10 protein-coding genes are annotated in these 12675 nt (G+C 54.5%); 5 read left to right on the forward strand and 5 right to left on the reverse strand.

Features of this window, described 5'->3' with window-relative positions:
* Nucleotides 1-7: 7 nt before the first annotated feature.
* Nucleotides 8-2335 carry a fatty acid cis/trans isomerase gene (locus AAC019_RS00955; RefSeq protein ID WP_339896672.1) on the reverse strand — a complete coding sequence of 776 codons (2328 nt, stop codon included), beginning with the start codon at nt 2333-2335 and terminating at the stop codon, nt 8-10.
* A gap of 159 nt (nt 2336-2494) precedes the next feature.
* Here AAC019_RS00955 and AAC019_RS00960 point away from each other — a divergent pair, with 159 nt between their 5' ends.
* The 3 genes from AAC019_RS00960 (at nt 2495) to AAC019_RS00970 (ending at nt 6583) form a co-directional block, all read left to right on the forward strand.
* Nucleotides 2495-4099, forward strand: coding sequence for a nitrilase-related carbon-nitrogen hydrolase (locus AAC019_RS00960; RefSeq protein WP_339896673.1), 1605 nt, complete (start codon nt 2495-2497; stop codon nt 4097-4099).
* Between the two features lie 123 nt (nt 4100-4222).
* The gene (locus AAC019_RS00965) at nt 4223-5458 is read left to right on the forward strand and encodes a glycoside hydrolase family 18 protein (protein WP_339896674.1); all 1236 of its coding nucleotides are present in this window, start codon (nt 4223-4225) and stop codon (nt 5456-5458) included.
* 123 nt (nt 5459-5581) lie between these two features.
* Nucleotides 5582-6583, forward strand: coding sequence for an LLM class flavin-dependent oxidoreductase (locus tag AAC019_RS00970; RefSeq protein WP_339896675.1), 1002 nt, complete (start codon nt 5582-5584; stop codon nt 6581-6583).
* Nucleotides 6584-6623: 40 nt separating this feature from the next.
* On the opposite strand, the gene AAC019_RS00975 is transcribed toward AAC019_RS00970, so the two are convergent.
* Genes AAC019_RS00975 through rsgA form a run of 3 tightly spaced genes read right to left on the reverse strand, consistent with a single transcriptional unit; the run spans nt 6624 to nt 9397 of the window.
* On the reverse strand, nt 6624-7508 hold the full coding sequence (locus tag AAC019_RS00975) for a mechanosensitive ion channel domain-containing protein (RefSeq protein ID WP_339896676.1): 885 nt from the start codon (nt 7506-7508) through the stop codon (nt 6624-6626).
* Between the two features lie 3 nt (nt 7509-7511).
* Complete coding sequence (locus AAC019_RS00980; protein WP_339896677.1) at nt 7512-8318, reverse strand: rhodanese-like domain-containing protein; 807 nt, start codon at nt 8316-8318, stop codon at nt 7512-7514.
* Nucleotides 8319-8377: 59 nt separating this feature from the next.
* Nucleotides 8378-9397 (reverse strand): small ribosomal subunit biogenesis GTPase RsgA, encoded by a 1020-nt coding sequence (gene rsgA / locus AAC019_RS00985; protein WP_339896679.1) that lies wholly within the window; start codon nt 9395-9397, stop codon nt 8378-8380.
* A 69-nt stretch (nt 9398-9466) separates the two neighbouring features.
* On the opposite strand from rsgA, the gene orn reads away from it, so the two are divergent.
* Complete coding sequence (orn, locus tag AAC019_RS00990) at nt 9467-10021, forward strand: oligoribonuclease (protein ID WP_339896680.1); 555 nt, start codon at nt 9467-9469, stop codon at nt 10019-10021.
* 232 nt (nt 10022-10253) lie between these two features.
* Entirely contained in the window at nt 10254-11117 is an 864-nt protein-coding gene (locus AAC019_RS00995; protein ID WP_339896681.1) for a hypothetical protein, read from the forward strand.
* Between the two features lie 67 nt (nt 11118-11184).
* Here the strand turns inward: AAC019_RS00995 and gnd are convergent, their stop codons facing one another.
* On the reverse strand, nt 11185-12639 hold the full coding sequence (gnd, locus tag AAC019_RS01000) for a decarboxylating NADP(+)-dependent phosphogluconate dehydrogenase (RefSeq protein ID WP_339896682.1): 1455 nt from the start codon (nt 12637-12639) through the stop codon (nt 11185-11187).
* Nucleotides 12640-12675: the final 36 nt, after the last annotated feature.

Below are 12675 nucleotides of genomic sequence, written 5' to 3' on the forward strand. Positions count from 1 at the left end.
GGCCGCGTTAACGGTTCTCGAGCCGGTTGTAATCCAGGAGCCCGGCCGATTGGGGCTGGTGGGCGCGATACAACGCGTGTATCTGGTCGCTGATCGCCCAAAAATTTGGGTCTGAACGGCCAATACCGTAATGATCTTTTAGCTGGCGGTAGTCCGCCTCGCTGTTAAGCTTTGCAACGGCGCTGGCAAAGTCGCCCAGTTTGTCCTGCTCTACCAGCCAAAAGCTGTTGGGGTAGGCGCCCACTACGCCCGCGGTTACCGTTAAGTTATCTTCGCCGGGTAGTCGGTACTCCCCCTCGCGCAAGAGCGAGGTGAGGCTGCTGTGGGCGCTGTTGCGTAAAATTGTATACAGCTCACCCTGTGGGGTGACGATAATACTGGCCTCGGGCATGATGTTGGCCGCGCGCCCGGTGATATTTTGCAGTGTACTAAGGGCCTTGGTTTGCGCTTTGGGCCACTGCAATTGCCGGTAGGGGGCGCTGTTTTGGTATACGGGGGCGAGCTGCTGGGCAAGGCGTTCGAGCAGTTCAGTTTTAGGGTTGTTGGTGTGGTACTCAACCCCGCGTACCGGGGGTAAACGGTTGAGGTAGTGATCTAAAAAGCTGCCGATGTCATCTTCGGCGCCGCGATACCAGTAGTCAATGACATCATCCTGATACTCTTTGGGTAAAAAGGCGACGAGATTCATCTCGCCCTCAATGCGTAAAAAGTCCATGTACAAGCGGCTGAGCAGCTGGTGTGATACGTTGCCATACACATCGAAGCCCGCCACCAGCAGGTAGTGGATGCGCTCCAGCAATGAGTAGTTAATCAGCCAGGCGGTTTTAGGCTGCTGGCCCACCAGGCCTTTCACGACCGAGGCGCTGTCATTGTGCCGAAAAATCGTTAGCGCTGCGTTGTCGTTGCTGCCGTCACCACTCCAGACAGAATCCAGAGTCACCTCGTCGGTCTGTGCAATCACGGTGCTGATGTGCTCGGCGCGGCGGGCCAGATAGTCGCGCTGTAAATCGGCGTACTTAAGCCAGCGCGATAGCGGGCGAAAGGTGTTGCCTGCTTCGGCGGGCAACTGCAAAAACTGGCCGTTATTGGCCAAAAACTCGCCCTCGCGCTCGGTGCGGCTGGCCTCGGGTGAGACAAAAAACACCCAAAAGTGATCCTGAATGACATTCAGTGCTACCTGCCCACGGCACACCGGCCCTTTAATAAAGTTCATAATGGTAAATTGCGCTTCATCCAGTAAAAACTGATAGCGCGATTGCACCGGAATTTGCACAAAGGCGACAAATGGGTTGGCCGCCACTTCGGTTTCGTACCCCGGCCATTGCGTCACCTGGTAGTCGGCCTCGATAAACCACTCGCGCCAGCGCTGCATGCGAGCGTCATCCAGACGGTAGGGCAGGTAGGTTTTTGCCAGGCGGCTGGACGGGTCGAGCCATAAGCGGTAATAAACACGCTCGACGCCCGGATCGTCGAATGGCCGTCGGGTGCTGATACGTTTGATCGGTTCACCCGGCGGGGTTGCTGAGCGCACCAGGCGGAATGCATTTTGGCTGTCGTCGCCAAAGTGGACGGTGGCTATAAATAAGTGTTCATACACGTAGCGGGCAAACAGTTGTTGCTTAAGGCTGTTACCGTTTAGAAGTGCCTCCCAGCGGGCAACCTCTTTTAGCATCTCGTCCGAGGCTGTTTGGGCCGGGCCACCGTGGGCGCCGTGGGCCAGCCAGTTCATTAAGGTAGCGTGTTCATCGGCGGGCAACCCCGGCAGGCCATAGGGCATGCCCCACAGGGGAAAGTCGGCGGCAAAGCTGTCAAAGCTCTCTATTTTGGGGCATTGCTGGCTGCGCCCGGTTGAAAAATCAAAGGTGTCGGGTAGCACTTTATTGTTGGGCAAAGGGTGCGCACTTTTCAGTGTTAGCATGCGGGCCATTACCCCGGCATTTAGGTTCGCCTCGACGGTTTTACGGCGCTCATTGATTACCGGAAAGAAGTCCTTGTTGCGCCACTCGTCGGTGGTGTCGGCGTCCTCAAACAGGCGCGTTAGATTGGCGCCCAATAACCGGGTGCCGTCGTACACCTTTTCCTGATTAGCGCCGCGCAGCAGGCCCTCGTATGAGTCCAGCTTTAGTTGGCAAGGGGCATCGTAGCAGCCATGGCAAACCGTACAGCGCTTTTCCAGCAAGGGGCGAATGTTGTGATGGTATTCGTCGACGTCCCAGCCGGTGCCAAGCTCACGGGGTTCTGGCTTGCCGTAGCGTTTGTTTAGTTCTGAGGCGCCCAGAGCGGCACAGCCGACAACGAATAATGTGGCAATGAAAATGAAGCGGCGAGAGAGCATAACGGCGATCCGGGCAGCAGTACCAAAACAGAGGCGATAACCGCCATAGCATAACACAGCGACTTTGTTTTAAAGTGTCGCAATGTTCCGTAATGGCCGTGCTTAATGGCGATTAAGCACCATCCGGCCACCGCACCCAATCACAGCAATAGGTAAATCATGGCAAATTCTCCCGGCAATAAGCTCGAAGACCCCAAAGCCCACCTGACGGTGCGTAACGCCACCTTGGCGGATGTCGATTCGATCGTGGAGTTATCCGATCGGGTGTACACCCCGGTGGACATGGATGCCTACGCCCGCTCGGCAATTGTTGGGCAGATTAACAACTTCCCTCAGGGGCAGATTGTGGTCATGGTGGGCGATGTGTTGGTGGGTTATAGCGCGACGTTCCGCATCTCGGGCAAGATCGCCCTAAAGCCGCACACCTGGGTCGAGATTACCGGTAACGGTTACGCCTCGCGGCACGATATTAACGGCGATTGGCTGTACGGCATGGAAGTGTGTATCGACAACGATTACCGCGGCTACCGTATTGGCCAAAGGCTGTATAACGAGCGAAAAAAGCTGTGTCAGTCGCTGGGCCTTAAAGGTGTGGTTTTTGCGGGGCGTATGCCTAACCTTGCGCGCCGTCTTAAAAAGTTTAAAACCGTCGAAAATTACATCGATCAGGTGATACACAAAAAAGCGAAAGATCCGGTGCTGTCTTTTCAGTTACGCAACGGCTTTGAGATCATCGGCATTATTCCCAATTATCTGGATGAAGATAAACAGTCGCTCGGGTACGCCGCGCACATGAAATGGGAGAACCCCAAAGTGCCCGGCAGCGACGATATGCCCACCAAGCAGTTTGGCGTGCGCATGCCCGAGGTGGTGCGTGTAGCCACCGTGCAATATATGCAGCGCCGGGTCAGCTCGTTTAATGAGTTTATTAAGTACATCGAGTACTTCGTCGATGTGGTGGCCGATTACAAAAGTGATTTTGTCGTCTTCCCGGAGCTGGTGACCTTGCAGCTGTTGTCGATTGAAGATCAGGAGTTATCGCCCCACGAGTCGATCGAGGCGTTGACGAAATACACTCCGCGCCTGAAAGAGGCGTTTCGCGATATGGCATTGCACTATAATGTGAATATTATTGCCGGCTCTCACCCCACGCGGGTAGAAAATGGCCGCATCGAGAACATTGCCTATGTATTCTTGCGCGATGGCCGCGTGTTCGAGCAGCCTAAAATTCACCCCACCCCAAACGAGGTGTACTGGTGGGATATCGAGGGCGGCAGCACCTTGCAGGCCATTGATACCGATTGCGGCCCGATTGGGGTGCTTATTTGCTATGACTCTGAATTCCCCGAGCTGGCCCGGCACCTGGCCGATCAGGGCATTCAGTTTTTGTTTGTGCCTTTTTGTACCGACGAGCGCCAAAGCTATTTGCGGGTGCGTTACTCGTGCCAGGCGCGCGCTGTAGAAAACCAGTTTTATGTGGTAATGTCGGGCAACGTAGGCAATTTGCCCAACGTGGCGAACATGGATATTCAGTATGCCCAAAGCTGTATCTTAACGCCCTGTGATTTTGCCTTTGCCCGCGATGGTATTGCCGCCGACACAACGCCCAATGTAGAGACGGTAGCTTTTGCCGACTTGCGGCCCGAGTCACTGTTAATGGCACGCAACAGTGGCACGGTGCAAAACCTAAAAGATCGCCGCCACGATTTGTACCGTATGATCTGGAAAGGCGATCGCGTTAAGCCGATTAAAGCCGGCGAGTAACACGTAACTCCCGCAGAGGAGCTGTGCACTAAACAATAGTATCGAGCCTTGTTTAACGTCGCTGTGGTTATCCGCCGACGTTAAACCCTGATAGGTGATTCACTCTTTTTATAGGAAATCACCATGACACCAAAAATAAATTTGCAGGCCGTTGCGCTACTACTTTTGTGGCTTACTGGTGCGTCATCGGCATACGCCGCCGCCAATACCCACAGTGGCCACGAGCATCATCAGCATGCATCGCAGGCGATGGATCATTCGATGCATCACGCCTCGGGCGATGCGCACCAAGGCCCACAAAAAGTCGTTATCGGCTATGTGTTTAGCCCTGACGAGCCGCTCGACCCGGACACCATTGTGGCGGAAAAGCTCACCCATATTAATTACGCCTTTTCCAATATTGAAGATGGCAAGATTGTTAACGGTTTTGAGTTTGACGATAAAAATTATCAGGCATTGCAGTCGCTTAAAAAGCGCAACCCGAGCCTTAAAATATTATCGTCGGTTGGTGGCTGGACTTGGTCGGGCGATTTTTCTGACGCCGCGTTAACGCCGGCTTCGCGCCAGACTTTTATCGACAGTGCAGTGGCTTTTGTAAAACGTCACCAGCTGGATGGTATTGATATCGATTGGGAGTATCCGGGGCTGCCCGGAGCGGGTAATACGCACCGCCCTGAAGACGGCACTAACTTTACGTTGCTGCTAAAAGATATGCGTACTGCGTTTGATGCGCTTGAGGCCGAGCTGGATCGGCCTTTATTGCTGACTATTGCCTCGGGTGGTTTTCCCGATTATCTGGCTAAAAGCGATATTGGCCAGTGGCAAAAGTACCTCGACTACATCAACATCATGGCCTATGACTTTAATTTTCCGGCCGACGGTGGCACAACCGGTCACCACGCCGCGCTCTATTCACACCCGAATGATCAATCCGGCCAGTCGGCCGATGCCGCCGTGCGCAATCATATCGCAGCCGGCGTGCCGGCCCAAAAACTCGTGATGGGGGTGGCCTTTTACGGGCGCCACTGGACCGATGTTAACCCGGAGAAGCACGGGTTTCAGCAATCCGCAAACGCGGGAGACAACCCCTACGGTAGTTCGCGCTTTAATAATTTGGCGCCCAACTTAATCAACAAAAACGGCTTTGTCCGCTATTGGGACGATGTGGCCAAAGCCCCTTGGTTGTGGAGCGAGAGTGACCGTATCTTTATCAGCTACGACGACCCGCAGTCGCTGGCGGCAAAAACGCGTTACATACATGACAACGGCTTAGCCGGTGTTATGTTTTGGCAGTACACCTCGGATTACCAAACGCAGTTGCTGGATGCGATTAAATCGGGCTTTCACGGCTGCCATTAAGGGTTTGCCCCTATGGCGACAGCGCGGGTGACTAAACGGGTCACCCGCTTTACGAATCTTTTACCCCAGCGGCCTAGTGGCGCGCTATGCTGAGAGCCCGTTCGTTGTTTGCCGGAGCCTCTCATGTCCCTTAGTGATATTGCCTATTCTGTATTGGACTTAGCCCACGCCCGCGTTGATGCCAGTTATGGCGACGCTTATGCCGGTATGGTAAGCGCGGCAAAACATGCCGATGCACTGGGTTACCGGCGTTACTGGATGGCCGAGCACCACAGCATGGAGGGCATCGGCAGTTCGGCCACCAGTGTGTTGATTGGCCATATTGCCGGCGCCACAGAGCGTATTCGCGTGGGGGCCGGCGGCATTATGTTGCCTAATCACGCCCCCATGGTTATTGCCGAGCACTTTGGCACGTTAGAGGAGCTTTACCCAGGCCGGATTGATTTGGGGGTGGGGCGTGCGCCGGGTAGCGATGGCGCCACTATGCGTGCGCTGCGCCGGGATATCAGCAGCGGTGTGGACGACTTTCCCGAGCAGCTGGCCGAGCTGCAGTACTTTTTGGCCGATGCCCGCCGGGGGCAAAACGTGATGGCGGTGCCGGGGCAGGGCAGCCATGTGCCTATTTGGCTGTTGGGCTCGAGCTTGTACAGCGCGCAGTTGGCCGCAAAGCGCGGCTTACCCTTTGCGTTTGCCTCGCACTTTGCACCGCGCTTACTGATGGAGGCGCTGCACCTTTATCGCACAGGGTTTCAGCCCTCTGAGGTGCTCGACAAACCCTACGCGGCTATTGGTGTGCCCGTGGCCGCGGCCCCAACCGATGCAGAGGCGGCGCACTTATTTACCACGGCGCAGCAGAGTATTTTGGCGCTATTGCGCGGCGAGCATTTGCGTTTGCGCCCGCCGGTTGAATCCATGGAGGCGCTGTGGAACCCGGCCGAGGCCCAGCATATCCGCGAGTTTCACCAGCTTGCGGTGGTGGGGAGCCCCACCACGGTAAAACACAAGCTCGAACAGCTGGCCGAGCAAACCGGCACCGATGAGTTTATTTTTGCCAGTAGCTTTTACCAGCAAAGCGACCGTCTGCGCTCACTGGAAATAGTCGCCAAAGCGATGACGGGAGTTTGAGGGCTGGGGTAACGGGTAGCGGGAAATATATCGTCTGACGTCAGTCATCCGACGTCGGGCTCTCTTTCGCCCCACCCAGCTCAATATCGCTCGAGCGCAAATGCAGGTCGCGCTGTGGGAATGGAATTTCGACGCCGGCCTGGCGCAAGGCATCATCAATCGCCCACACGTAATCCGAGGTGACCTGAGTGGGCCGCTTAACGGCCACCGGGTCGACCCACACACCGAGAATAAAATTCAAACTGCTGTCGCCAAAGCCACTCATCCACACAACGGGTTTGTGTTTGTCATCGTTTAGGGTGCTAGGCAGTGCGCTGGCAGCTTTGAGTACCGAGTCGCGCACTAAGGTTTTGTCCGAGCCGTAGGCAACCCCAAAGGGAATGCGAAAACGGCGAATGTTTTCTTCCAGCGTCCAGTTGATTAAGTGCCCGCTGATAAACTCAGAGCTGGGAATTAAAATGTCCACGTTGTCGGCGGTGCGGATCAGCGTCGAGCGCAGTTTTATCTCTTGCACCTCTCCCATCAGGCCCGATTCCAACTCGATAAAGTCACCGACCTTAATAGACTTTTCCAACAGAATAATAATGCCCGAGACAAAGTTGTTAACAATCGATTGCAGCCCAAGGCCGATACCAATACCAAGTGCGCCACCAATGATGACCAGTTTGTCGAGCTGAAAACCCAGCACCGAGAGCGCACCGATAACGCCCAAAACAATTAAAAAATAATAGGCAATACGATTAACGGTATACAGCTGGTGCGCTACCGTTGGGTGGCGGTGCCGAGCTACCCGGGTAAACGCCCGACTCACCAGCGAGGCAATGACAAAAGTCGCGACTAATACCACGATGCTTGCCAGCAGTGCACCGGTAGCGAGTTTGTAATCGCCGACCTTCAGCAGCGTAATATCCAGCCAGTTAGTCAAAGGTTATGCCTCAACCGGTGTGTCAGGGTGGTTGCCCCATTCCGACCAGGAGCCGTGATAGCCTTTAATATCAAAGCCCAGCGATTTGCCCACCAAATAAGTAAAGCCCGAGCGGTGATGGCTTTGGCAGTGGGTAATAATGGTTTTGTCGCCGGTAATGCCGCGCTCGGCCAGATACTCGCGCGCGTCCGGGCGAATGCGCAAACTGTTGTGGCGATCCATCAGCTCGGTCCACTCGACATTGATTGCCCCCGGGATGTGCCCGGCCTTTTGCGCCAATACTTTTTGGCCGCTGTACTCGGCGGGGTTACGCGCATCCAACACCTGAATCGCGTCGTTCTCGAGGCCCGCCAAAATATCGGGAATCTCAATCAGCTCTTTGGGATTAATCTCAACTTCAATAGGTTTGGTGTTGGGGTCTTCCACGGCCGCGGTAACCGGCATATCGGCACTCAGCCAAGCGTGCAAACCACCGTTTAAGTAGCTGTAATGCCGATGGCCAATCATATCCAGCGTCCAGATAAAACGGCCGGCCCAGCCGCCGCCTTCATCGTCGTACACCACCACATGGGTGTCGGGTGTCAGACCCAAATACGTAAATAAGCGATTGAGCTGCTCGACCGGCGCGATGCGCCCCGGTGCCGGAGGGCGGTTGCACAACAGCATTTGCGGTGGCACATGAGCGGCGCCCGGAATGTGTCCGCGGCGGTAATTGGCCTCGCTGGATAAATCCACAATCAGTGGGGCATCTGGCCCTCCCAGCAGCGGCAATAATTCGGCGGGTTCGACGATTAACGGCAGGGTGGGCATACGATGATCCTTTCTGTTTGCAACAAGTATTTGGTCTCGGGTGCAGCGTGCCGGGCAGCTTACTGGCCGCCGCGGCCCGGATGCAAATCGGCTAATATATGGCGGTAACCGGCCAGCCGGCCGGCGCTAATCTCGCCGGCTTCCAGCGCTTTTAAGATAGCACAGCCGGGTTCGTGGGTATGTGAGCAGTCGCGGAATTTGCAGTAACCAATATAGGGCCGAAACTCTTTAAAACCGGCCAGCACGTCATCCGGTGCTATGTGCCACAGGCCAAACTCGCGGATGCCCGGCGAATCAATTAAACAGCCGCCGCTGGGTATATGAAACAACTGCGCACTGGTGGTGGTGTGGGTGCCGGTCTGGCGCTCGCTTAAACTGCCCACGCGCATATTACTGTCGGGCAGCAGGGCGTTTACCAGCGATGACTTGCCCACCCCCGACTGCCCGACAAATACGCTGGTAAAGTTGGCCAGGTATTCCCGCAGTGGCTCCAGCCCCTCATCGCGCTTGGCGGAGGCGCGCAACACCTGATACCCCAAATTGGTGTACAGGGTGGCAATGGCCTCGACTTTGACGCGCTGCTCGTCATCAATCAAATCGACTTTGTTAATCACCAGCGCCGGCTGAATACCAATGGCCTCGGCGGCCACTAGGTAGCGGTCGATCAGGTTAAAGTGCGGCTCGGGGTAGGGCGCCACCACAATGGCAATGCGATCGATGTTGGCGGCGACGGTTTTCATATCGCCGTAGGGGTCGGGCCGGCTCAGGGCCGACTCGCGCTCGCGTTTGGCCACCACCACACCGTAGGGGTTGCCGTCGCGCCAAATCACCTTATCGCCCGTTACCAGGCCGCCCAGATTGCTGCGAAAGTGGCAGCGCTTGCGCACACGCTCGGCGTCCTCAATCATCACCTGAGTGCCATAGTGGGTCACAATCAGGCCGTCTTGCTCGGGGCCCAGGTCGCTCTCGCCCAGTTTGGCGTCGGCGGTATCATCGCGGCGTGAGACGCGCTTCTCGCGCTCTTTCTGAATCTTCTCGATCCGCCACGATTGGCGTCTTGTCAGTTTGCGTTTGCTCAACGGCACGTCTCAGTCGGTAGGTGTTAACATACACGGGTTAATAATCGACATTGTAAAGGAAAACACGCTATGAGCCCTACTGCCAGCGACGACAATCTTATCTGGATCGATCTCGAAATGACCGGCCTCGACCCTGATACCGACGTTATCATCGAAATTGCCACCATTGTCACCGACGCCAACCTCAATATTCTGGCCGAAGGGCCAGTGCACGCGGTGTATCAGGCCCAGAGCTTTTTAGACGGCATGGACGAGTGGAACACCCGCCAGCACGGTAAATCCGGCCTCACCGAGCGGGTGCAAAGCTCCAAAATCAGCGCCGCCGAGGCCGAAGCCGAAACCATCGAGTTTTTGCAGCAGTGGGTGCCCGCGGGTAAATCACCCATGTGCGGCAACTCCATCTGCCAGGATCGTCGCTTTCTCGCTCGCGGTATGCCCACGCTCGAGCGCTACTTTCACTACCGCAATTTAGACGTTAGCACCCTCAAAGAACTCGCGCGCCGCTGGAAACCTGACGTACTCGCCGGCGTTAAAAAATCCGGTGCCCACTTGGCCATGGATGATATTAAGGACTCGATTGCGGAGCTGGTGCACTATCGGGAAGAGTTTATTGATTTGGGGTGATGGCTGTGTCGTTATAATTCGAAAAATAGGCATGCTCACATTGTTACTTAAGTCGAGTGGGTTCTATCGGAAATCGGTCTAACTGCTTTTACTTTAAGAGGGGGCAGAGAATCTTTTGGGCAATAAACTTTTCATGTCTCCTTGTTTCGCTTAACTCGGTTGTACCGTGAGCTGTAAATCGGTATTTAATATACTTACTTGGTAAGCTTAAGCTGAGAAGGGGAGTTTTAAGGTGGGTGATGAGGTTGATTTTTTGAATGGAGAGTTCGACCAATTTAAAAAAAGAATAGGCAATTTACACTTTCGCCAACTGCTTCTTAAACATGAGGCTCAAGAAAAACGACGTTCGACTACTTGGGTGGAGGGTAAATGGGCTCCGGTCTACAGAAACCCTTATGACGGCAAAAAAGAGAAATACAGCGCGCACGCTATCGAAGGCGAGTCAGAGTATCGAGCTATTCTTTCAGAACAGCAAAATGCAATGTACCGCTGGCTTATTGTTGACTGCTATGAGATTTTTGACAAATATTTAAAGGCTCTCCAACGGTTTATCTTAGTTGGTGACGGTAGAAGGTCGGGTGGTAGTGCTACTCGTCTATGCGAAGAGTGCGGGAGGAAACTGGGTCGGCGAAGTAGGTTTGATAAATTAGTTGCTTCCCTGAACCAAGATGCTGATTTTAAATCGCTGTTGAGAAAGTCACATATTGATATTGAGCTTGATGTGGCGGTTTTGGTGCTGTCAGAGTTTAGAAATATAATCGTACATGAAGCCGGAAGGCTGTCTAACCTTGACACGTTTGTTGATAAAGTGATGTACAAGGCAGGCTGGGAAGGGGCTGATAAAAGGGCGGATGTTTATAATTTTGCATGTGGCTTTGTAACTACAAAAAATTCTCCTTTATTGCCTGAAAGCTTGAGCTTTTTGGAGAGGTCGTTTCCGGGGTCGAGGGTGCCTGGCCACCACTTTGATCTGTACCAAGAGTTGTCCGGGTGTTTTGTAGGATACGCTGAGCTAGTGAGAGATTGCGTGCTTGGGCGATTGGGGTGCGAAGGTGGTTCTACTGTTAAGCGTGAAGGGGCTAGGCGCCATAAGTAAAAACGGGGAGCTTTAGCTCCCCGTTTTTGTGTATCGCTTTTCAGAGTCAGTCCTCAGACATCCGACCTCAGACGTCGTAAGTCGTAGACGCCGTATCCCCACCACGACCGGTCCAGTTGGTGTGGAAGAACTCACCGCGTGGCTTGTCTAAGCGCTCGTAGGTGTGGGCGCCAAAGTAGTCGCGCTGCGCTTGCAGTAAGTTGGCGGGCAGGCGCTCGGTGCGGTAGCCGTCAAAGTAGTTAAGGGCAGCCGTTAAGCAGGGCACAGGTACGCCGTTGGTGATGGCGGTGGCCGCCACGTTGCGCCAGCCTTGCTGTGATTTGACGACGACGTCTTTGAAGTAGTCGTCCAGCAGCAGGTTGTTAAGCTCTGGGTTTTTATCAAAGGCTTTTTTGATGTCGCCCAAAAAGGCCGAGCGAATAATACAGCCGCCGCGCCACATCAGGGCGATGCCGCCGTAGTTTAAGTGCCAGCCAAACTCGTTAGCGGCTTCGCGCATCAGGGTGTAGCCCTGGGCGTAAGAGACGATTTTGGCGGCCAGTACGGCTTGACGTAAGTCTTCGATAAACGCGGTTTTGTCGCCGGTGAAGTTTTTGGCGGGGCCGGTAAGTACTTTAGAGGCTTCTACGCGCTCGTCTTTAAGCGCCGAGATGCAACGGGCAAATACCGACTCGGCAATCAGGGTGAGCGGTACGCCAAAGTCCAGTGCGACAACGCCGGTCCATTTGCCGGTGCCTTTTTGGCCTGCGGTGTCGAGGATCTTTTCAACCAGTGGCTCGCCGTCTTCGTCTTTGTAAGCCATGATGTCGCGGCTGATTTCAACGAGGTAGGAGTCCAGCTCGGTGTTGTTCCAGTCGGCAAACACCTGATGAATTTCATCGGCGCTCATGCCCAGCAGTTCTTTCATGATTTGGTAGGCTTCACACAGCAGTTGCATGTCGCCGTACTCGATGCCGTTGTGCACCATTTTAACAAAGTGGCCAGCGCCGTTTTCACCAACCCAGTCGCAGCAAGGTGAGCCGTCTTCTACTTTGGCCGCAATGCCTTGGAAGATGGGCTTAACATATTCCCACGCCTCGGGTGCGCCGCCGGGCATAATAGATGGGCCGATCAGTGCGCCTTCTTCACCGCCGGATACACCGGCACCGATAAAGTGGATACCTTTCTCGCGCAGGTAATCAACGCGGCGGTTGGTGTCGGGGTAGTGGGTGTTACCGCCATCAATAATGATGTCGCCCTTGTCCAGGTGCGGAATCAGCTGCTCGATAAAGGCGTCGACCGGAGCGCCGGCTTTAACCATCAGCATAATTTTGCGGGGTTTTTCTAACGATGCCACCAGTTCTTCAATCGATTTAGCGCCGCGAATGTTCTTGCCAGCTGCGCGACCTTCAATAAAGTTGGTGACCTTCTCCACAGAGCGGTTATACGCCGTTACTGTGAAGCCTTTGCTTTCCATATTGAGGATAAGGTTCTCACCCATAACGGCGAGACCGACTAAACCGATATCAGACAGTGTTTTCATAGCGGACCGTATTTTTCAGTGGTTAGTATAAGAGAA

It is taken from the genome of uncultured Gilvimarinus sp., from assembly GCF_963975215.1.
GTDB lineage: Bacteria > Pseudomonadota > Gammaproteobacteria > Pseudomonadales > Cellvibrionaceae > Gilvimarinus.

Excerpts from the sequence above, each read along its gene's own strand:
- AAC019_RS00960 (WP_339896673.1), top strand. The coding sequence starts at position 2,495 with ATGGCAAATTCTCCCGGCAATAAGCTCGAAGACCCCAAAGCCCACCTG.
- AAC019_RS00980 (WP_339896677.1), bottom strand. The coding sequence starts at position 8,318 with ATGCCCACCCTGCCGTTAATCGTCGAACCCGCCGAATTATTGCCGCTG.
- AAC019_RS00955 (WP_339896672.1), bottom strand. The coding sequence starts at position 2,335 with ATGCTCTCTCGCCGCTTCATTTTCATTGCCACATTATTCGTTGTCGGC.
- AAC019_RS00970 (WP_339896675.1), top strand. The coding sequence starts at position 5,582 with ATGTCCCTTAGTGATATTGCCTATTCTGTATTGGACTTAGCCCACGCC.
- gnd (WP_339896682.1), bottom strand. The coding sequence starts at position 12,639 with ATGAAAACACTGTCTGATATCGGTTTAGTCGGTCTCGCCGTTATGGGT.
- AAC019_RS00965 (WP_339896674.1), top strand. The coding sequence starts at position 4,223 with ATGACACCAAAAATAAATTTGCAGGCCGTTGCGCTACTACTTTTGTGG.
- orn (WP_339896680.1), top strand. The coding sequence starts at position 9,467 with ATGAGCCCTACTGCCAGCGACGACAATCTTATCTGGATCGATCTCGAA.